We start from the raw sequence: 20,108 nt of genomic DNA, 5'->3' as shown, positions 1-20,108 counted from the left end.
GGGTGTCACGACAGTTCGGCCTGATCGACCATATTGATCACGTCGAACTTTCGAGACGCTGGCCGCATGCGTACGCCGACGCACAACATCGACAACAGCGCCGATTTCCAGGTCGGGGAGAACAACCGGCAGTACATCTTCAAGTTCGGCGATCACACCTTCAGCGCGCGCACGGTTCTCGTCGGTCTCGCCGTCGCCGTGGTGCTCGGCGCGGGCACGACCCTGGTCACCGCGGCGACGCTCAGCGGTACCGGCGGCGATGCGCGGGCGCCCGCCGGCGTACCCCGGGCGCAGCAGTCGAGCGCCGCGCCGTCGGCCGGCGCGGAAGCCACGACGGATCCCGCCGCCGATGCCGGCGGGGTGCCGTTCACCGTGGCGGTCGCCGACGTCAAGACGCCGTGCAGCCTCGGTTGGATCCTGCCGCCCGGTGGGGCGGAGCCGACCGACGACCTGACCACCGACCAGGACTGGCAGCGGTGGGCCATGGCGAACGCAGCTGTTCCGGTGGCCACCGCGGGCATCCGGTTCACCGTCCAGGGCCGCAGCGCGGCGCAGGTGGTGCTCGTCGACATCCGGGTGAGGGTGGTGTCGCGGAAGGAACCGATGCGGGGCAACAGCTTCGCGTACGCCTGCGGCGGGGGCGGGACCTACCAGTACGGCTCGGCCGATCTCGACGCCTCCCGGCCGACGCTGAAGCAGGTGGCGGCCGGATCCGACGTGGCGCCGCCGCAGAACTCGGAACCGATCACCGCGCCGGACACCACCACCATCGGCGATGCCCAGAGCTTCATCGTGGCCGCGTCCACGAGCAAGTGCCTCTGCGAGTGGACCGTCGAGGTCGACTGGACCTCCGAGGGCCGCTCGGGAACGCAGGTCATCGACAACGGCGGCAAGCCGTTCCTGGTGACGGCCGACTCCAACGTGGAACGGCACTGCGTGCGCGGCGGGGACCAGCGGTGCTGACGCGACCCGCCCCGAGGACGATCCGCGTCAAGCCGTGGATGATCACCGTGCTCCTCGCCTGCGTTCTCCTGGGCGGGCCGGCGATCGTCGTCGCCACCCAACTGGTCCCGGACCTGATCGGGAAGGACCGGCCGGGCCAACGCATCGAGCCCTACGTGGGAACGTGGCTGGTGCACGGCTCCAGCCTGGAGATCCGCGCCGACCTGACCGGCGAGACCGTGTGGAACGCCGGGCCGTGCCGAACGGGCGACCCCTCCTCGCCGATGTGCACCGGGCGGGACCGGCTCCGGTTCGAGGTGACGTCGACGCACGCGATCGGGACGGTCGTCTCCGTGGCGTACACCGACGAGCGGGGCGCACCCGTGCCCGAGTTCGACGCCGGGCCGGACGGGCCGAAGCCGGGGAACAGGTTCCGCCTGACTGTCGTCGCTCCCGACGTGCTGGAGCAGGTCTGGGATCCCGCGCCGGCGTACCCGGGGAACCCGTACCGGTGCGGGCCGAACGCGAGCCCGGAGTGGCGGGTCAGGTGCAACGCCTAGCCCGCCGGCAGCGGGTTGTCATGCCGGTTCGACGGGGAGCCAGAGTTCGCAGGTCGCGGTGCTGAGGTCGAGCGCGTGCTCGAGTACCGCCACGATCTCGGGGCCCGGCCGTAGCCGCCACGGGTTCGACGGGAACCACTCGGTCGCGGTCGCGGCCCAGGCGTTCTGCAGGCTCTGCGGATGCGGGCCCGCGGTCCGGATGACCACCCATCTGCCGGCCGGGACCTCGATGACGTCGAGGCCGCCGGGGAGCGGCGAGTCCGGGGACACCGCGACCCCGTGCAGGTAGGTCAACTCGCTGCCCTCGGCGCGGTCGGGGTCGAGGTCGTCGCTGACCGCGAGCAGGCCCGCCGGTTCGGTGTCGGCGAGGGCCTTCAAACGCGGATGCTCCTCCGTCGGCAGCGCGGCGACGTGCTGTCGGATGTGCGGGTTGACGCCCCGGTGGACCAGCGCGACGCGAACGGCGTGCCCCACGAGCCGGAAGCCGGGGCGCTCGACGATGCGGGCGTTCATGCGTTCGCTCCCCTCCACGGTCAGGCGGAACCTGATCTGTGGCTGGGTGCGCAAAGGGCCGCCGGCGCGGCGCACCTCTCCGGGGCCGGCGCCGTGGACCGCCCGGAACGCCCGCCCGAACGCCTCCGTCGAGCCGTATCCGTACCGGACGGCGATGCTCAGCAGATCCTCCGCACCGCGGACCACATCGGCGGCGGCGACGGTCATGCGGCGGCGGCGCAGGTACTCCGACAGCGGCATCCCGGCCAGCGACGAGAACATCCGCCGGAGGTGGTACTCGGTCGTGCCCAGCGTCCGGGCCGCGCCCTTGACGTCGAAGTCCCCGGTCAGGTTCTCCTCGACCAGATCCACGAGCCGGTTGAGTGCCGAGATCATGAAGCCTCCCCCCGACGGCGCCCCCGGTGCGGTCCGATCATGCCGGAATCGTCGCCGCCGGACCCGACAAAGGCCGGGCGGGAAGTGTCGGGCCATCGGGGAACGCGCCGCCGCACGATGGCGGCATGGACGACGTGACCCTGGTATCCCGCTTTCTCCGCGACGGCTTCGTGCGGCTGGCCGGCGCCGTCGCGCCGCGCGTCGCCGCGGACTGCGCGCGGCTGCTGTGGCGGGAGACCGGCTGCGAACCGGACGACCCGGCGACGTGGACGCAGCCGGTGCACTGGGTGCCCGGCATGGCGCAGGGACCGTTCGCCGCCGCGCCCAACTCGCCGTTCCTGCACCACGCGTACGACCTGCTCGTCGGCGCGGGACGCTGGGAGCCGCGCTACTCGCTCGGCACGTTCCCGCTGCGCTTCCCGCACGAGGAGGAGCCGGACGACGCGGGCTGGCACATCGAGGGCAGTTACCTGCCGCAGGGCGAGAGCTGGTACTTCACCGATGTGCGTTCCCGGGGCCGCGCGCTGCTGATGCTGTTCCTGTTCAGCGAGGTCGGCGAGCGGGACGCCCCGACCCGGATCCGGGTGGGCTCACACCTCGACGTGCCGACCGTGCTGGAGAAGTACGGGCCGGACGGCGCGAGCGGGCTGACCCTCGCGCCCGAACTGGCGGCGGTGTCCGCACACCGGCCGCTCGCCCTCGCCACCGGTTCCCCGGGTGACGTCTTCCTGTGCCATCCGTTCCTGGTGCACGCCGCGCAACCGCACCACGGGACGCGGCCGCGGTTCATGGCTCAGCCGCCGCTGATGCCGGCCGTGCCGTACGAACTGGAACGGGCCGACGGCGCGTACTCGCCCGTGGAGATCGCGATCCGCAGGGGCCTCGGCAAGGACACCCCCGGCCCGGACGGCAACGGCGCCGGGTAGCCGGGGCGCGGCGACCGCTCAGGCGGAACGCTGCTCGCCCTCGCGCAGCCGGTCCAGTTCGGCGAGGTACATCGCCTGCAGGTGGCCGAAGTGCCGCGCCAGCAGCCTGAGCTCCTCGACGCTGTAGCCGTCGATGAGCCGCCCCACCCCTTTGGCGAAGCGCTCGTAGGGTCGCTCCAGTTCGGCGACCCGCTCCGGCCGCATGGTGACGATCGTCCGCCGCCGGTCGGCCGGGTCGCGTTCGGCCGTCACGTAGCCGGCGTGCTGGAGCCGGCGGAGCATGCTGGTCACCGCCCCGGTGGTGAGCCTGGTCCGCTCGGCCACCTGTCCCGCGGTGGCGGATCCGACGTCTGCCAGATAATCCAGGCATTCCAGGTCGCTGACGGTAAGGCCGAGCCGCTCCGCGACGGCGTACCGGAACACCATGGACAGCCGTGAGTTCTCCCGGCCCGCCCGCATGAGGTCGGCGATCGCGGACGCTCGGGCCGGCTCGTGGGACATGCCCGCAATCATGCCTCCGGCACGGTGACCCGGTGCAACCGAGGTAGCACGCGGGTCAGCACCCAGTGCGGTGCGGCCGCGTTCCCGGTGAGGCGGCGCATCAGGCCGGCGGCGGTGTCGACGGCGCGGAACGCGTAGGGCACCATCTCGTTCTGGTAGCGGGTGATCGCGTCCTCCACGGGCGTGCCGCTCGCCAGGGCCTCGACCAGCCGGCTGCCGAGCAGGGCGGCGTCGCGCAGCGCGGTGTTGCCGCCGTGCGCGCCGAACGGCGGCATGGCGTGCACGGCGTCGCCCATCATCGTCGCCCGGGGCACCGCCCAGCGGCGCGGGCGCCGGCCGGTGGCGAACGGGTTGAGCACCGTGGCGTCCAGTTCGGCCGTGTCGACCAGCCGCTGGATGAGCGGGTGGAAGCCCGCGCTCTTGCGGGCCGCCAACTCGCGCAGCGCCAGCAGGTCCCCGCGGAAGCTGAAGGGCACCTCCACCTGCCGCAGCAGCAGTCCCCACATGACGTAGTCGTCGCCGGTGGGCGCGTAGCTGCCCGGCGCCAGGCGCGCGAACGCGTCCGGCGGGTTCTCGCCGAAGCGCATGGAGGTGAAGAAGAAGGCGCGGCCCGGCCGGTCGGCGATGGACAGGACCCCGCTGGTGCGCAGCGGCTCCGGGATGACGCTCTCGCCGTTGCGGCGCAGGGGCGAACGGCCGTAGACGCCCGCCATCGGGGTGTTGGCCGGCTCCGCGTCCGGCATGAGCTGCGCGCGCAGCGCCGAACGGACGCCGTCCGCGCCCACCACGACGGACGCCTCGGCGGCCCCGCCGTCGGAGAAGTGCAGCCGCAGCCGTCCCCGACCGCTTTCCTCCACCCCGATGGCGGAGTGGCCGTAGTGGATGCGCCCGTCCAGCCCGGACTGCAGGATCGAGCGCAGGGTCAGCCGGTCGACCTGGCGGGTCGCGTGCGCCTCGTCCTTGAAGGTGATGGTGAACGCGTCCCGCAGCCGGCTGTCGGTGAAGCGCAGGTGCCCGCCGGGCTCGTCGCTGGTGGCCAGCACCAGCCGGAACAGCGGGCGGGGCAGGCTCTCGCGCAGCGCCTCCAACCCGAACCGGTCGAGGATGATCCGGTAGCCCTGGCGCCGGACGAAGGGGCCCGGATCCCGTTCGTAGACGTGTACGTCGATGCCGGCGCGCGTCAGGTACTGGGCGAGGCAGAGGCCCGACAGTCCCGCACCGGCGATCGCCACCGAGAATTCGGTCGTTGTGACCATTCGGTTATCTTAATGACTAAGATGATTTGGGCAAGGCCGCCGAAGTGCCACGCTCCGGCGGGCCGGTCAGTCGCCGCGTTCCGCGCGCTCCTTCTCCGCGCGCGACTGCGCGAGATCCAGCGCCAGCACGGAGGCGAGGATCAGCAGGTGGTCGACCCCCTCGGCGATCTTGACCGCGTAGGTGTCCCGGACCCGGAACCACTTCTTCGACACCGACGCCAGCTCGACGCCGTCGCGTTCGATCGAATACTCGTGATCCAGCAGGTCACCCTTCATCTCGAGATCCTCCGGGCCGGGGACGTCGATCGTAAATTTCTCGCGGAACGGCGTGAACAGCTTCTTGCGCACCTCAGCCGCCTTCTCGCCACCGATCTCGATGGTGTACGTGCGGCGCAGCGCCACCAGTTGGCGGTGCACGGCGGCCACCTCCCGCCCGGCGGTGTCCTCGATGACGAGCCGGTCGCGCAACGTCAGCACCTTGCCGTCGACGTGGTAGACGCGTTCGCCCGACTCGTCGGTGATGTCGAAGTCGTTGCCGAGGTCGAAGATCCGTTCGCGGATGAGATACATGCGCCACATTCTGCGGGCTCCCCGGGTGGAACGCGCGCCGACGGGCATTTCGCCCGGGCGTGACCAAGATCGACCGTTCGCCCGTCATAGAGGTGTGCGAATCCGGTTCCCGCTCGTGGCGGCCGCCCTGCTGCTCGGTTTTCTCGTCGTCGGCCCCGGTGGCTCGGCCGCCGAGGCGCGGGAGCAACCGCCGCCGGTGAACGACCCCGGACGGCCCGGCCCCTACCGGACCACCACCGGCGCCTACGAACTGCCGCCCGTGGCCGTGCCGGACCTGTTCGACCCGGTGGACTTCGGGGCGGTGGTCGTGGCGCCGGTCGACGCGCCGGGACCGCTGCCGGTCGTTCTTCTTCTGCACGGGCACTACCCGAGTTGCTCACGCGGGCCCGGGCCGACCGACGGGAGTTTCGCCTGGCCGTGCCTTGACGGGTACCGGCCGACGCTGAGCAGCCGCGGCTTCCTGCCGGTGCAGGAGTTGCTCGCCGCGCAGGGGTTCCTGACGGTGTCGATCACCGCGAACGCCGTCGACGCCCAGGACTGGGAGCCGGCCGACGGTGGCGCGCGGGCCCGTTCGTCGCTGGTGCGCCAGCATCTCGCCCGGCTCGCCGGGTGGGCCGCGGGTGAGGGCGACGTGCCGCAGGTGCTGCGGGCCGTCCCGCCGGCCGACCTGTCCCGGGTCGTCCTCGTCGGACACTCGCGCGGCGGCGACGGGGTCAGCCGGGCCGCCATGGACACCCTGCACCCCTCGCCGGAACCCGACGCGCAGGTGCTCCCGGTGCGCTGGCGGATCCGGGGCATCGCGCTGATCGGGCCCACCTCGTTCGGGCACAACCCGGTCGAGGAGGTGCCGTCGATGTCGCTCCTGCCGGGCTGCGACGGTGACGCCGCGCGCCTGGAAGGGCAGGTGTACGTCGACGGGACCCGGGGCGTCGGCCGGGGCGTCGCGCTGCACAGCGCCGTGCACCTGGCCGGGGCGAACCACAACTGGTTCAACACCGAGTGGACGCCGGGGCTGACGCAGAACACCGCGTGGGACGACTTCACCAGCGCCACCCCGGACCGGCTGTGCACACCGGGCACCGCGCCGGAGCGGCTCACCGCGGCCGAACAGCGGGCGGCCGGCGCCACGTACCTCGCGGCCGCGGCGCGCCTGTTCGGCCTCGGCGACGACAGCGTGCTGCCGCTGCTCGACGGATCAGGGGCACGGGCGCCGAGCGCCGGGCGGGCCGTGGTGCGGGCGCACGCCCTCGGCGGCAACCGCGTCCCGCTGGTGACACCGGATCCGAGCGTCACGACCACGGGAGCGCGCGTCTGCCTGCTGTCCCATCCCGATCCGGCCGTGGGATGCGCGCTGCCGGAGGGTTCGCCGCACGCGAACGCGGTCTTCGGCATGCGCGCCACCCCGGGCCGCCACGGCGCCGCGATGCGGTGGGGCGACGCCGGCGCGGCGGCGACGTTCCGCCCGGCGCGGCCGGTGTCGCTGGCCGGCGCGCGGGAGGTGGCGCTGCGCGTGGTGGTGCCGCCGAACAGCACCGGCACGCACCTCGAGGTGGCCGTCACCGCGCCGTCGGGGCGGCGCGAGGTGCTCGGTCAGGTGCGTCTGGACGGGCTGCCCGGCACGGCGAACACGTACTCCGCGTGGGCGCAGGAGGTGCGGCTGCCGCTGCGCACGGTACGGGAGGTGGCCGTGCTCAGTGTCGTTCCCACGAAGGGAAGCGGAAGCGCGTGGCTGCTCGACGCGTGGGGCTGGAGCCCGGGCACGGCGGACGCCCCCACGACGGACGAAGTCCGCGTCGACCTCGGATCGTCCACAGTGGACGAAGGAGACGACGGCACCAGGGCGCTGCGGGTGCCCGCGACGGTCAGCGGGACCGGCACCGGACAGGTGTGGCTGAGCGTGCGCGGCCGCAACGGACCCGAGCACAGCGCGCTGGTACCGGTCGCACCGGGCACGAACGAGCTGGAACTGCCGCTGACCGTCACGGGCGACCGGCGCTACGGCCCCGACCGGGAGTACACGGTGCAGGCGTGGGCCGCCCGCGACGCGGTGATCGGCGCCTACCGCGCGACCGTCACCGTCCGCAACGACGACCCGCCGCCCGCGATCGGCATCGCCGCCGTCGCCGACGACGTGACCGAGGGGGCGGCCCTCAGCTGGCGGATCACGCTGTCCGAACCGCTCGACGACGACCTGGACCTGTTCGTCAGCGGCGTGCCGACGAACGACGGCCCGGAACTGTCCACAGTGGACGTCGACCCGGGCTGGCTCGCCGGCACCGGCAACGCGCCCCTGCCGGAACGCCCGCTCGCCCGCCTGCTGGGTTACCGGCTCGTCGTGCCGGCCGGAACGGTCAGCGTCGACCTGACCGTCCCGACCGTGCGCGACGACGTCGCCGAGCCGGCCGAGCGGCTCCGGCTGAGCGTGAACGCGGGCGACCGGTGGCTCGGCCCGGTCACCGCGACGGTGCGGGATCAGCCCGCGCGGTAGTCCCTCGCCACGCGGACCAGCTCGACCAGGCCGGAGGCGTACTCCATCGCCTCCTGGTGCCCCTCGGCGAACGGCGGCTGGAACCCGACCCCCTCCCACTGCCCGGTGGCCGGGTTCCAGATGTCGTTGCCCACCTCGAAGTCCCAACCGAGAATGCCGAACTGGTAGTAGAGCTGGTCGGCCGAGTTGCCGGCGGCCGAGTACAGCACGTCCGCGACCGGACCCGTCTGGGACGGCCACGTGACGGTGCCGCGCTCGGAGGTGATGGCGCCGACGATCCGGCGCGCGCTGTTGAGGAAGTACGCCGATTCCTCGATCGACGGGCGCGGCAGCGTGACGCGCCCCGGCGACTTGTACGCGCCCGGCGGCCACATGAAGTACCCGCCGTAGCTGTGGACGTTCAGCGCGAACTTGATGTTCGGGTGCGCGGCGGCCAGCGCGACGACGTTGCCGCTCTCCGCCTCCGACAGCTCGCCGGGGCCGGCGTAGACCTCGCTCGTACAGGTGGTGCTGGCGCCTACATAGCCGTCGAAGAGCGAACCGACGGCGTAGTTGCGGTTGACGTCCACGCCCCACTGGTTGCGGTAACGCGGGTCGCGGCGGCTGCCGGCGCAGTGGTTCACCATGTTCTTGCGCTGGAAGTTGTAGTCGTTGAACGAGTAGTTCGCCCCGTCCGGGTTGACCGTCGGGATGACGAAGACGTCCACCGCCTCGAGCAGTTCGCGCGTCGCGGGATCGGTGCGCGCGTTGGCGAGGAGGCGTTCGGCGAACTCCAGCGTCACCATCGGCGTGACCCACTCGCGGGCGTGCTCCTGCGAGTAGGCGAGGACACCCGTGCGCGAACCGTCGCGGTGCGCCCCGATCCGCAGCGCCTGCACGGTCCACGGCCGCTGCGGGACGTCCCCGCGCAGCCCGTCGGAGAGCGTCACCGGTCCGGTCACCGGCATCGGCAGCCCGGCCGACCCGTCCTCCACGAACGCCGTGAACCGGTCCGGGAAGCGCGCCGTGATCAGCGCGGCCACCTGGTCCGTGGTGCTGACCGTGCGGCCGGTCGCGTCGGTGCCCAGCGACACCGTCAGGACCCGGTCGCGCAGGCTCGCCCGCAGCGGGCTGTTCGGCTCGCCGGGGTCGACGGTGCGCGCCTGGACGCCGTTCTGGTTCTGGTCGCCGAACTTGACCGACTCCACGACGACGGCCGCCGACGCCGGGTCGCCGAGGTACGCGGCGGCGGTGCGCCGGTAGCCCTGGGTCTTGTTCGGCAGGTCGATGACGTCCACGAGATCCGGGTACTGCCGGCCGAGACGCCGCACCCGGGCCTGGATGTCGATCGGCGTCAGGTAGGCGTCGACGAAGTCCTTCTGGTAGCCGGTCGGCGTGGGCGGCGGCGACGCGTTCGGCCACCGGGCGGGCACCGCCGGGCGGGCGGTGCCGCCGAGGCTCGACGTCGCGGTGACCTCGACGGGCTGCGCCGGCAGCGCCTGCGGCACCTGGAAGTGGTACTGGTACTCGCCGGCGTCGGAGAAGCGGAACAGGTCGAAGCTGCCGGTGCGCCCGTCGGCCGTTCGCCAGGTGACGGTGATCTCCACGTCGGGGTCGTCGGTCGCGGTGGTGGCGACCTGGGTCTGCAGGAACGTCCGTCCGCCCTGCGTCCACCAGTACGCCTGGAGGAAGACGAGCGTGTCGGCGGCGTTCACCCCGGCGCGACGGGTGCTCCCGCGGTGCCGGGCGGTGCCGTCGCCCTCGCGCTGGATCACCTGGAGGGTCCGCGCGCCGCGGGCGGTCAGGGCGGCGAGGTCGGCACCGGTGAGCACGAGGTCGACGACCACGCGCGTGCCGTCCGCGCGGGGCCGGGTGGCGATGTCGGCGCCGGCGGCGACGAGCGCGTCGTACATGGCCTCGTCGGGCAGTTGGACCCGCACGAGCGCGGTCTCCTGCGCCGCGACGGCCGGTGGCGCCGCGTGCGCCGGTGCCGCCCCGGTCTGGACGAGGGTGGTGGTGAGGAGCGCGGCCGTCGCCAGCCGCGCCCACCGTTTCCGGTGTGCCGTGCTTCCTCGCTCGGTCATGACAATCCCCCCTACGGATCGACGTCGATCACTGTCGATCGCAGTCCATCCACAGTGGAACGTCAACCCTCGTCGCGCATCACTACCCTGTCCCCCACCCGAAGCGTGCCGGGGCGGGCCACCGCGCCGTAGGCGCCGACACACGTCAGCGTGCCCAGGTCGAAGACCGGGATCCGGTTGGCGGCGGCCGCCGCGCGCAGCACCCGCGGGTCCGCCGGCAGGTCGTCCCCCTGGGCCAGCGTCGGCACCGCGCATCGCGGCGTCGGTGCCACCACGCGGATCGCCGCGGTCCCCGTCGCGAGAACCCGGCCGGGCCAGGCGTTCTCGGCGAAGGGCGTGTCGTCGCGCATGCGCAGCACCACGTTGGGGCGGAAGCGCCGCCGGTCCGCGCCGAGCGCGTCGAGCGTGGCCGTGGTGACCAGGTGCACCGCGCCGAAGTCGACGAAGCTGCCGGCCGCACGGAGGGCGCCGCGGGTCAGTGTGCCCGCACCCGGTTCCCCCTCGGGGGTGAGGCGCTCGAGGGCGGCGCCGGCGGGGCGCTCGGAGGTCAACCGGACCGGGCGCCCGGCCGCCCGGGAGAGGTGGTCGTCGACGTCCGGGTCGCCGTCGCGCACGACGGTGCCGTCGGGCATGGTCACCGCGATCCCGTCGCCCTCGCAGCGCGCCGACATTCCCATGAGGGAACGCCATTTGCGCGGATCCTTGGCACTCGCCACAAGCCCCGTCGCGGTGTCGACTAGCGCACGGCGCCGGTCACCGGCGAGCCCGTCGCCGTCCAGAACGGCGGACGACAACTCCTCGCCGCGCAGCGACTTCACCGGATAGCGGCACAGCCAGACGATCTCCCCCATGCGCCCCACCCTAACCGGCGCACCGGCCGCCCCGAACGCGCGGAACGCCGCCCGGGCCCGTCCGCGCCACCTCCCACGGAACGTTGCCCGGCGTGTAGGCCGCCCGCACGTCGCGCGCGCACATCAACGACTGGCCGCCGGTGGTGACCACGCCGTCGGCGCCGAAGCGGACCGGCCCGGCGGCCCCCTCGAACGCCCGCCGGCGCCCGGACTCCAGCACCCGCGCGTGGACCGCGTTCGCGGTCAGGGCGGCGCCGTTCAGCTCGGCGGCGGCGCTCAGCACGACGCGCACGAGGTCGTACGTCGGAACCGTCAGGATGCCCAGCGGCGTCGGATCCTCCGGGTCGCGGCACTTCCCGAGCACCCGCGCGGCCACCGCCAGGAACAGGCGGTGCGGGTCGGTGCGCGGCCGGCACGCGCCGGCCCCGATCCCGTTGCCGCTGAAGACGAACGGGTAGTCCGCCGGCGCGTCGACGCGTCCCGTGCGGCGCGGGTCCCCGAGCAGGTAACGGACGCTGTCACCGACGCCGAGCAGGATCGGCGAACGCCTGCCGCAGGTGCGGTGCAGCGCGCGCAGGAAGCCGCCGAACCCGGTGGCTCCGCCGCCGTAGAGCGCGATGCCGGCACCGCACAGGGCGTTCACGTCGGCGGAGCCGTCCCAGGGCACCTCGGCGTACGACTCGAACTCCGCGTCCAACGCGCGACGCAGTTCCTCGACGGCCAGGTCCTCGCTGCGGGACGGCTCGTACACGGTGACGATCCGCGGGCGCCCGATCGCGCCGGCGTACGCGCGCACCAGCTTCGCCCGTTCGCGGGTGGGCGGGTCGAACTGGAGGTAGCGGGTCATCCCGTCGCGGAGCCGATCGGCGACGGCGCCGGCGGTCAGCACCAGCAAACCGTTGTCCCGCAAGGCGAGCATCGCCCGCCGGGTGGCGGTGCGGCTGTCCATCGCCACGAGCACGCCGAGCACGGTCGGGTCGTCCTGCGCCAGGCGGGCCAGCTCCGGCAGCAGCGCGTCGACGTGCCGGCCGCCGCTGCCCGCGTTCGCCATCACCACCTGCAGGAGCGGCCGGGTGGGCCGGTCCCGCTCGCCCAGCGCCTCGGCCTGCGCGACGGCGAGGCCTTCCAGCGTCTCGCGTTCGGCCGGGTGTCCGTCGTCCGACCCGCTCAGGCCGGTCAGCACGATCAGGCGGACCCGCTGATACCTGTCCAGCGGCAGCCGCTCGACCTCCTCGTTGTAGCGGAACACCCGCCGCTGCGCCTCGGGCAGGGCGGTGCCGGTGCCGAAGAGGAGTTCGGGGCCGTCGCTGTAGCCGACGCACTCGTTGTCGACGCGGATGCCGAACCGGTGCGGCGGCTCGCGCCGGGCGCAGCCGAGCGGGGACGTCGACGGCGACGGGTGCGCCGCGACGCTGCGGACCGCCTCGGACTGCCGCGGCGGGACGGCGTACGCGGCGACGGTGAGCGACAGGATCACGGCCGCCACGACGAGCATGAGCACCGGCCTGCGCCCGAACCCGGCGAGCGCGACGCTGCCTTCCACGCAGTGGGCCGCCCTTCGTCGTCGTGCGGGACGCGCGAACGGTAGCGGCACTCCCGCCGCCCGAACGGACACCGCGTGCGGCATCCGCACCCGACGGGTGAGCACGGGAGATTGTCCTCCGCGGGCGGGGCGAACAGCGCGCTTTGTTCAAACAGACGCCGGAATGTGAAGCCGGCTATAGCGTCGGTCCCAATCACCCGCACGCAAGGAGGCAGCCATGTACCCCGAGGAAAACCGCCCCACCGGTCCCTTCGAACCCGCTTCCGACCTCGACGCGTCGAGCGCCCGCATCGCCGCCGAGGCGTCGGTGCAGGCGGGCGGCACCGCGTTCGGCATCAAGCTGTCCGACAACGGGCTGGCGGTCGGCTGGCTCGGCCGCAACTCCTCCGACTGGGCGGTGCTCGCGGACTCCCCGCAGCCGCTGGAGCCGTACATCTACGACGGGAAGACCTACTTCAAGATCCCGGGCGAGGCGAAGTACATGTCGATCAGCAACAACGCGTACGTCGGCTTCTACAAGTGGGCCGGCGCGACCGTGTTCCACCAGGAGGGCGAGTACCTCGTCTCGGACCACAACGGCCAGAAGCTGTCGATGTACTCGACCGACAACGCCTACCTGTACTGCTGGGACAAGTACACGGTGCTGGAGGCTCAGCTCGTCACCCGCTGAACGCGCACCGGACCCGCGATCGCCTATGATGCGCACGGAATCGATGAGTGACAATCGATCGACGTCATGGGGGGTCCGATGGGTCCGGCTCACCGTCGCCGGCGGCTGCTCGCCGCGTTCACGATCGCGGCGTCCGCCGTCGCGCTGGCCCTGGTGCCCGTGACGCCCGGCGCCGCACACGGCTCCGGCCCGGAATCCCTTTATCCGGCCGGCGATCCCTATCTCGACCGGCGCGTCCAGGAGGTCACCGACACCGCCGACGTCCTGCTGGCGGTGCAGTGGCGCACGACGGTCCCGGGCACGGTCAACGGCATCCGCATCTGCCTGGATCTCACCTACGACGAGGTCAACTCGCGGCTGCCGTTGACCGGGAGCCTGTGGACGGCCGACGGCACGACGCTCGCCACGGGCGGCGCCTCCGAGGCGATCGAACGCTTCGCGCCGTGCTTCTACCAGCTGAGCATGAACCCGACCCGGGTCGAGGCCGGCCGGACCTACGTCGTCGGCTTCTGGCTGCGCGGCGGCCGGTACTCCTACGTGCCGCACGGCTTCGACGAGGAACGTTCCACCGCCTCGGGGCACCTGTCCGCCTGGACCAGCCGATACGTGTACACGTCGTCGTTCTGGAACGGCTCGCCGTTCCCGACGGAGAACTGGGCGGACGCCGACTACCTCGTGACGCCCGCGTTCACCCCGGACCCGCACTGAGCCGCGCCTAGGATCGCGACGAGCGGCGGCGGCGACCCGTGGCGCGCGCGGGCGGCGGAAGCAGCTGGACCAGCGCACGCTCCAGCGCGACGGCCCCGTCGGCGAACTGCGCCGCCCGCGCCCGCCCGAACACGTACGCGAACCACCCAGTCGCCAGCGCCCCGATCGTGCACACCGCGAATCCCACGACGATGAACGGGTCGCCGAGGACGACGGCGAGATCACCCAGGAGCAAGGCCAGCGCGGCGATGCCGAACAGGCGCGGGATCAGCAGTTCGAAGAAGGACTCGCGGATGGTGCCGCGCAGCGTGCCGCCCCGTTCGCCCGCCTCGAACCGGCCGGAGAAGTGCGGCGGCAGGTGATAGCGGCCGGTCGGCAGGATGCGCGCCCGCACCCGGCCGCCGTTTCGCGCCCGCGCCCACAGGCCGGTGGAGCGGCGCGTGCCGGCCCTGCGTGCGTCCACGGTCGCGAGCAGTTCCGCAACGGTCGACGCGCCGACCGTGATCGAGATGTCGCGGCGGTGCCGCCCGGGTCGTTCCACGAGGTGTCACCCTACGGTTCAGCGGTCGGGGACGCGGTCACCACAGGTGAGTCTTCCCTATATATCGAAGATGCGTATATCCTCTCGACGTGAACATGGGCGGACCTCGCTACTTCGTGCTCGCGGCGCTCCTCGACGGCCGTCGACACGGTTACGCGATCATCAAACAGGTGGAGGACCTCTCCGGCGGGCAGGTCCGGCTGGCCGCCGGCACGCTGTACGCGCTGCTCGACCGGCTCGCCGCCGACGGTCACGTCGAGTCCGACGGCGCGGAGGTCGTCAACGGCCGGGCGCGGCGCTACTACGTCCTCACGGAGCGGGGCAGCGCGGCGTTGCGGCAGGAAGCGGTGCGCATGGCCGCCGCGGCGAGAGTGGTGACCGAGCGGGTGACCCTTCCGGGCCTCGGACAGGACGCGGGAGCGGAGACGGCATGAGCGCGACACAGCGGGACGACCGGGCGTTGGAACGGCGCTACCGCCGGCTGCTGCGCGCCTACCCGGCCGGCTACCGGCACGAACGCGGCGACGAGATCGTCGGCACCCTGCTCGACGCCGCCGCCCCGGGTCAACGCCGACCCGATCCGCGGCAGGCGGCGCGGCTGGTGATGGCCGGCCTGCGCACCAGAGCCGGTACCCACCTGCTCACCGCCGAACGCCTGTGGCTCGGCGCGCTCCGGCTGGCCGCGATCGTGTCGTTGACCCATCTGATCACCGTCCGGATCGGGTTCCTCCGCTCGTGGGTCCCGCCGGGCGAATCCGCGCTGCAATGGGCCTTCGCCCCCGAGCTGTTCCAGCTGCTCCTCGCCGCCGGCGCACTGATCGCCACCGCGACGAACCGCTTCCGGACCGGCCTGGCCCTGGCGTCGGCCGCGCTGGTGGTCAACACCTTCCTGGGCGCGTTCACCTACGACCCGTTCGCGTTGCTGGACATGGAGAACTCCGCCTACCTGCCGGCGCTCGCGGCGTTGGCCGTGCTCGCCCGGCAGGCGCTGGTGCGACCCGACGGGGTGCCGTGGTGGCTGCTCGCGCTCTGCGTGGCGCCGGTGGCGGCCGCGAGCGTTCTGCTGCGGGTCGCGGGCCTGCGCATGGGCGTCGGGCCCTGGCTGCTGCTGGCCGGACCGCTGTTGCTGGTGCTGCTGGTCGCGCTGCTCCGCCGGCCCTCCCGCGCGGTGCGCACCGGGTATCGGGCCGCCGCGGGCGCCCTCGCGCTCGGCCTGGCCGTCGTCGGGGTGACGGTCCTGGCGTCCGCCGCGACCGATCGGGCGTTCGTCGTGCTGCAGGCCGCGCCGCTGCTGGCGATCGCCTTCGCGTTCGTCGATCCGCGCATCCCGCTCGGCATCGGGCTCGGTATCGCCGGTGCCCGGCTGCCGGCCCTGGTCGAGTTGGTGGCCCAGTTCGACCCCGAGGCGACGCCGTCGTCCGGCCTGCTGATGACGGCCCTCGCCGCGCCCGCCGCCGCGGTGCTCCTGGCGGTGGCCGGCTGGTGGGCGGGGCGTCGCCGCATCCGGCAGTGAGGCTCGAGCGTTCATCCCCGCGGATATCGTGAGGCGGGTTCCGCGACGATGCCAAAGGGGACGCTGATGGATCGGGACGCTTCGACGGAGTTCCCGCGAGCGGACGGTGTCCGGGACTGGCGCGTCCTGGACACCGGTGCGAGCGCCTGGTTCGACGCGCCGTCGATGACCGCCGGCGCCGCCCTCGTCCGCCGCATCGCCGGCCTGGCGGCCGCCACCGGGCTGCCGGACGTCGACCTGCGACCGGGCGGGGTGCGCGTGCGGATCGGCCCGACGCGGGACCTCACCCGCGCCGACGTGCAGCTCGCGCGGTCGATCTCGACGGCGGCCCGGGAGCTGGGCCTCGGCGCGGACCCGGCCGTGCTGCAGACCGTCCAGCTCGTGATCGACACCGCGGACCGGCCGGCGCTGGTGCCGTTCTGGCGAAACGTGCTCGCCTACGAGCCCGCCGGCCCCGACGCGCTCGGCGATCCGTCGCGGCGGGATCCGGTGCTGTCGTTCGCACCGGGCCGGCCCCGGCCGCTGCGCGACCGGTTCCACGTCGACGTGGTGCGCGCGCCGGACGCGGTGCGGGCGGTCCGGGCGGCGGTCGGGCAGGAGCCGTTCGGCGCGTACGGGGTCGCGCTCGCCGACGCCGACGGGAACGTGGTCGACCTGGTCCCCGGCGACGGGCTGCCGAAGGGGCCGGAGACCGCGGACTGGCAGGTGCTCTTCGCCGCGATGGCGCACTACCCGGTCGACGCGCCGGAGCCGGCGGCCGCACTCGCGACGGCTGTCGCCGCCCTGGCCGACGACGCGGGGCTGCCGTTGGCGGTGGACGTCAGGCCCGACGGCGTCACGATCGACAGCGGAAAGGACCGGTGGGAGGACGGGTTCGGGGAGCTGGCCGGCCGGATCCAGAACGCCGCCCGCGACCTGGGGCTCGCCGCCGACCCCACCCGCCCGCGTTTCGTCCAGTTCGGCATCGACGCCGTCGACGTGCCCGCGGTGCGCGCGTTCTGGGCCTCCGTACTCGGCTACCGGCCCGACCCGCGGGCGTTCGTGACCGACATCTTCGATCCGCGTCGGCTCGATCCGGTCCTGTTCTTCCAGCCGATGGAGGCGTCGGACACGGAACGGCGGCAGCATCGCAACCGCGTCCGCATCGATCTCCGCGTGCCGCACGACCAGGCGCGGGCGCGCGTCGACGCGGCCGTGGCCGCCGGGGGACGGGTCGTCGCCGGGAGCGATCCGCAGCGGCACACCCTCGTCGACCCGGAAGGCAACGAGCTGGGCCTCGTCTCGTACGGCCGGGCGTAACCGGTTCGGCGATCAGGGCCGGACGATCGAGGTCCGGCCGCCGAGCAGCCGGCCCACCAGCCCCGGCACTCCCCCGGGCGAGGCCGACAGCGAGAACGTCTCCTCCTTGCCCGCCAGGTGGATGGTGCGCGCCACGACCCGTCCCCATCGCCGGCTCACCTCCTCGTGATACCGGCGCCGCAGGTACAGCCGCGCGATCGCCACCTTGTCCTCGAGCGCCTCGAGCCTGTCCGGTTCCCCGTCGGCGATCTCCCGGTCCTCGTAGGTGTCGGCGAGCCGGACGAGACACGTCCGCGTGTCGGCGGCCAGCTCCACCACGGCCGTCGCGCCGTCGTCGCGGCGCAGCGTCAGGACCAGCCCGCCACCGTCGCCGCGCACGTCCCAGGAGGCGACGTCGCCGGTGGCGGAGAGTTCCGCCGCGAGACCCTCGAACCTGCTCCGCGCCGCCTCGCCCAACGACACCTCGGTCACGGGTGAAACCTCCCTCTCCACGAAGACGGCCGCGCCACGTCAGCTCAGGTCGGCACCGCTGACGGTGCGCTGGAGCCGCAGCAGCGCACCCCGCAGCTGCGCGAACTCGGCAGCCGTCAGGCCGGTGGCGTTCTCGACCCGTTCGCGCACCGGGGCGACACTGCGTTCCAGTTCCGCGCCGGCGGCGGTCAGGTGCAGCCGGACCACCCGTTCGTCGGCGGTGTCCCGGCGACGGGTCAGGAATCCCGCCTGCTCCAGGCGTTTGAGCAGCGGCGAGAGGGTCGAGGTCTCCAGGCCGACGGCCGCGCTCACCTCCGCGACGGTGAGGCCGTCCTGGGCCCAGACCCCCAGCATGACGAGGTACTGCGGGTAGGTGAGGCCGAGCGGCTCGAGGAGGGTCCGGTAGGCGTTGCCCACGGTCTTGGAGGCCGCGTAGAGGGCGAAGCACAGTTGATCGGCGAGCGCGGCGTGCCGGTCCTCACGAACGATCTCCATTGCCGCATCATAGCCCGGTGCGATAATGTCGCGTACGACTTAATCGTGCTCGACACAAGGGGAACGACATGAGCACCTGGCTGCCGTCGCTGATCACCGCCACCGCCGAGGAGGGGTTCGACCTGGCGATCAAGCTGTCCCGCGTGGCGGTGAAGAAGACCCAGCCCGACGACGCGGTCCGGGCCCGGCTGCGCCCGGCCTACGCCGAGGACTTCGACGCGCTGATCTCCATCTCGCACGTCGTGGCCACCAACTTCCAGACCGTGGCCGCGGCCAACGGCTACTGGCGCACCGAGGCGTCCGCCTGACCGCCGCGCTGGATCGGCCGGAAACGCACGGCCGAACTCCGGCGCGGAAATGGTGTCGGAGATCTCTACAACTCCCGGTCGTCGTGCCGTTAGAAGTGCGGCGGGTCCGCGCCGTAGCCGTGCCGGGAACCCGGACGGGCGGGGACGAACGGGAGGAGCGTGACGATGCGTCTCGGCATGATCGGACGGCGTGCGGCCGCGGCGTGCGCCGGCCTGAGCCTCGTTCTCCTGGCCGCCACCGGCTGTACGACCGCCGTGTCGGTGCCCGACGACGACGTCATCACGCTGAAGGTCGACATCTTCTCGGACCAGGGCTTCGGCTACGAGGCACTGTACGAGGAGTACCAGCGGTCGCACCCGAACATCCGCATCAAGGAGCGCGGCAAGGGCGACGGCCTGAGCGGCTACAACGTTCGGCTGGCCCAGTGGATGAAGTCCGGCGCGGGTGCCGGTGACGTCGTCGCCCTGGAAGAGGGCACGATCGTGCAGTTCAAGGCGCAGGCCGACCGGTTCCACAACCTGTTCGACCACGGCCTCGGTGCGGCCAAGAGCGAGTTCATCGACTGGAAGTGGCAGCAGGGCCTGTCCGCGGACGGCAAACAGCTGCTCGGCCTCGGCACCGACGTCGGTTCGATGGCGATCTGCTACCGCAAGGACCTGTTCGCCCGGGCCGGGCTGCCGACCGATCGCGAGGCCGTCGGGGCGCTGTGGCCGGACTGGAACGGCTACCTCGCCACCGGCCGGCGCTTCGTGGCCGCGAGCCCCGGCGTCGGTTTCCTCGACTCCTCGGTGAACGTCTTCACGATCATGATGATGCAGACCGCCGCCGAGACCAGCGGCTACACGTTCTACGACAAGAGCGACAAGCTGGTGGTGAGCAGCAATCCGGCCGTCCGCTCGGCCTGGGACTTCACGGTCACGATGATCGACAGCAGGCTCTCGGCGAAGTTGGCGTCGTGGTCCGAGGGCTGGGTCAACGGCTTCAAGCAGGCGCAGTTCGCCACGATCGCCTGCCCGTCGTGGATGACCGGCGTCATCAAGGGCAACGCCGGTGAATCCGCGGCGGGTCAGTGGGACATCGCCCGCGCGCCCGGCAGCGGCGGCAACTGGGGCGGTTCGTTCCTGGCCGTGCCGAAGCAGGCCAAGCATCCGAAGGAGGCCGCCGAACTGGTGCGGTTCCTGACCAGCGCCCAGGGCCAGATCGCGGCGTTCAAGAAGACCGGCGGGCTGCCCTCGAACCTCAACGCGCTGAAGGACCCCGCGATCACGGGCGCCAAGAACGAGTACTTCAGCGGCGCGGCCACCGGTGCCATCTTCGGTGCCGGCGCGCTAAGCCTGAAGCCGGTGTACTTCGGGCCGAAGAACCAGGCCGTGCGCGACGCGGTCGAGGCCGCCCTGCGCGACGTCGAACTCGGCAAGTCGACGAGCGACGCGGCGTGGCAGAAGGCCATCGCCGACGCGACGAAGGTGGACAGCGCCCAACCCGGGAAATGACCCCCGCCTTTTCCGATCTCA

General features: G+C 72.8%; 21 protein-coding genes. 11 read left to right on the top strand and 10 right to left on the bottom strand.

Features of this window, described 5'->3' with window-relative positions; translation table 11 throughout:
- Positions 1–66: 66 nt before the first annotated feature.
- Both Val02_RS10990 and Val02_RS10985 read left to right on the top strand, forming a co-directional pair.
- On the top strand, positions 67–963 hold the full coding sequence (locus tag Val02_RS10990; RefSeq protein WP_203898879.1) for a hypothetical protein: 897 nt from the start codon (positions 67–69) through the stop codon (positions 961–963).
- The gene (locus Val02_RS10985; protein WP_203898878.1) at positions 957–1,502 is read left to right on the top strand and encodes a hypothetical protein; all 546 of its coding nucleotides are present in this window, start codon (positions 957–959) and stop codon (positions 1,500–1,502) included. Before Val02_RS10990 ends, Val02_RS10985 begins: the two co-directional genes overlap by 7 nt.
- A gap of 18 nt (positions 1,503–1,520) precedes the next feature.
- Here Val02_RS10985 and Val02_RS10980 read toward each other — a convergent pair whose 3' ends face one another.
- A complete protein-coding gene (locus Val02_RS10980; protein WP_203898877.1) occupies positions 1,521–2,390 on the bottom strand; it encodes an AraC family transcriptional regulator in 870 nt (289 codons plus the stop codon).
- A gap of 125 nt (positions 2,391–2,515) precedes the next feature.
- Here Val02_RS10980 and Val02_RS10975 point away from each other — a divergent pair, with 125 nt between their 5' ends.
- Positions 2,516–3,316, top strand: coding sequence for a phytanoyl-CoA dioxygenase family protein (locus Val02_RS10975; protein ID WP_203898876.1), 801 nt, complete (start codon positions 2,516–2,518; stop codon positions 3,314–3,316).
- Positions 3,317–3,334: 18 nt separating this feature from the next.
- Here the strand turns inward: Val02_RS10975 and Val02_RS10970 are convergent, their stop codons facing one another.
- The 3 genes from Val02_RS10970 to Val02_RS10960 all read right to left on the bottom strand — a co-directional run bounded on the left by Val02_RS10970 (position 3,335) and on the right by Val02_RS10960 (position 5,643).
- Positions 3,335–3,817: a MarR family winged helix-turn-helix transcriptional regulator gene (locus tag Val02_RS10970; protein ID WP_239152699.1), complete on the bottom strand. Its 483-nt coding sequence runs from the start codon at positions 3,815–3,817 to the stop codon at positions 3,335–3,337.
- A gap of 8 nt (positions 3,818–3,825) precedes the next feature.
- Entirely contained in the window at positions 3,826–5,073 is a 1,248-nt protein-coding gene (locus Val02_RS10965; protein WP_203898874.1) for an FAD-dependent oxidoreductase, read from the bottom strand.
- Between the two features lie 66 nt (positions 5,074–5,139).
- Entirely contained in the window at positions 5,140–5,643 is a 504-nt protein-coding gene (locus Val02_RS10960) for an LURP-one-related/scramblase family protein (RefSeq protein WP_203898873.1), read from the bottom strand.
- 94 nt (positions 5,644–5,737) lie between these two features.
- Here Val02_RS10960 and Val02_RS10955 point away from each other — a divergent pair, with 94 nt between their 5' ends.
- Positions 5,738–8,131, top strand: a complete 2,394-nt coding sequence (locus Val02_RS10955; RefSeq protein ID WP_203898872.1) for a hypothetical protein — start codon at positions 5,738–5,740, stop codon at positions 8,129–8,131.
- On the opposite strand, the gene Val02_RS10950 is transcribed toward Val02_RS10955, so the two are convergent.
- From Val02_RS10950 to Val02_RS10940, 3 genes are all read right to left on the bottom strand, one after another.
- The gene (locus Val02_RS10950; protein ID WP_203898871.1) at positions 8,116–10,194 is read right to left on the bottom strand and encodes a M14 family zinc carboxypeptidase; all 2,079 of its coding nucleotides are present in this window, start codon (positions 10,192–10,194) and stop codon (positions 8,116–8,118) included. The two genes, Val02_RS10955 and Val02_RS10950, sit on opposite strands and share 16 nt — an antisense overlap.
- Positions 10,195–10,256: 62 nt before the next feature.
- Positions 10,257–11,045 carry an MOSC domain-containing protein gene (locus Val02_RS10945; RefSeq protein WP_203898870.1) on the bottom strand — a complete coding sequence of 263 codons (789 nt, stop codon included), beginning with the start codon at positions 11,043–11,045 and terminating at the stop codon, positions 10,257–10,259.
- Between the two features lie 10 nt (positions 11,046–11,055).
- Positions 11,056–12,588 carry a hypothetical protein gene (locus Val02_RS10940; protein ID WP_203898869.1) on the bottom strand — a complete coding sequence of 511 codons (1,533 nt, stop codon included), beginning with the start codon at positions 12,586–12,588 and terminating at the stop codon, positions 11,056–11,058.
- A 217-nt stretch (positions 12,589–12,805) separates the two neighbouring features.
- On the opposite strand from Val02_RS10940, the gene Val02_RS10935 reads away from it, so the two are divergent.
- Positions 12,806–13,258 (top strand): hypothetical protein, encoded by a 453-nt coding sequence (locus Val02_RS10935; protein WP_203898868.1) that lies wholly within the window; start codon positions 12,806–12,808, stop codon positions 13,256–13,258.
- A gap of 78 nt (positions 13,259–13,336) precedes the next feature.
- Entirely contained in the window at positions 13,337–13,966 is a 630-nt protein-coding gene (locus Val02_RS10930) for a DUF4082 domain-containing protein (protein ID WP_203898867.1), read from the top strand.
- 7 nt (positions 13,967–13,973) lie between these two features.
- On the opposite strand, the gene Val02_RS10925 is transcribed toward Val02_RS10930, so the two are convergent.
- Complete coding sequence (locus Val02_RS10925) at positions 13,974–14,507, bottom strand: hypothetical protein (RefSeq protein ID WP_203898866.1); 534 nt, start codon at positions 14,505–14,507, stop codon at positions 13,974–13,976.
- Positions 14,508–14,602: 95 nt separating this feature from the next.
- On the opposite strand from Val02_RS10925, the gene Val02_RS10920 reads away from it, so the two are divergent.
- The 3 genes from Val02_RS10920 (at position 14,603) to Val02_RS10910 (ending at position 17,319) form a co-directional block, all read left to right on the top strand.
- Positions 14,603–14,941, top strand: coding sequence for a PadR family transcriptional regulator (locus Val02_RS10920; protein ID WP_203898865.1), 339 nt, complete (start codon positions 14,603–14,605; stop codon positions 14,939–14,941).
- Complete coding sequence (locus tag Val02_RS10915; RefSeq protein ID WP_203898864.1) at positions 14,938–16,020, top strand: hypothetical protein; 1,083 nt, start codon at positions 14,938–14,940, stop codon at positions 16,018–16,020. Before Val02_RS10920 ends, Val02_RS10915 begins: the two co-directional genes overlap by 4 nt.
- A 66-nt stretch (positions 16,021–16,086) precedes the next feature.
- Positions 16,087–17,319, top strand: a complete 1,233-nt coding sequence (locus Val02_RS10910) for a VOC family protein (protein WP_203898863.1) — start codon at positions 16,087–16,089, stop codon at positions 17,317–17,319.
- Positions 17,320–17,331: 12 nt separating this feature from the next.
- Here the strand turns inward: Val02_RS10910 and Val02_RS10905 are convergent, their stop codons facing one another.
- A complete protein-coding gene (locus Val02_RS10905) occupies positions 17,332–17,790 on the bottom strand; it encodes a hypothetical protein (protein WP_203898862.1) in 459 nt (152 codons plus the stop codon).
- 39 nt (positions 17,791–17,829) lie between these two features.
- Positions 17,830–18,285, bottom strand: a complete 456-nt coding sequence (locus tag Val02_RS10900) for a MarR family winged helix-turn-helix transcriptional regulator (RefSeq protein ID WP_203898861.1) — start codon at positions 18,283–18,285, stop codon at positions 17,830–17,832.
- A 68-nt stretch (positions 18,286–18,353) separates the two neighbouring features.
- On the opposite strand from Val02_RS10900, the gene Val02_RS10895 reads away from it, so the two are divergent.
- Positions 18,354–18,593 carry a hexameric tyrosine-coordinated heme protein gene (locus Val02_RS10895; RefSeq protein WP_203898860.1) on the top strand — a complete coding sequence of 80 codons (240 nt, stop codon included), beginning with the start codon at positions 18,354–18,356 and terminating at the stop codon, positions 18,591–18,593.
- Between the two features lie 165 nt (positions 18,594–18,758).
- Positions 18,759–20,087 (top strand): ABC transporter substrate-binding protein, encoded by a 1,329-nt coding sequence (locus Val02_RS10890; RefSeq protein WP_239152697.1) that lies wholly within the window; start codon positions 18,759–18,761, stop codon positions 20,085–20,087.
- Positions 20,088–20,108 lie beyond the last annotated feature (21 nt).

Source organism: Virgisporangium aliadipatigenens, from assembly GCF_016863615.1.
In the GTDB taxonomy this organism is placed as follows: Bacteria; Actinomycetota; Actinomycetes; order Mycobacteriales; family Micromonosporaceae; genus Virgisporangium; species Virgisporangium aliadipatigenens.
Note: the sequence above shows the minus strand (reverse complement) of the source record. Positions and strands in the feature narration are given on the sequence as shown.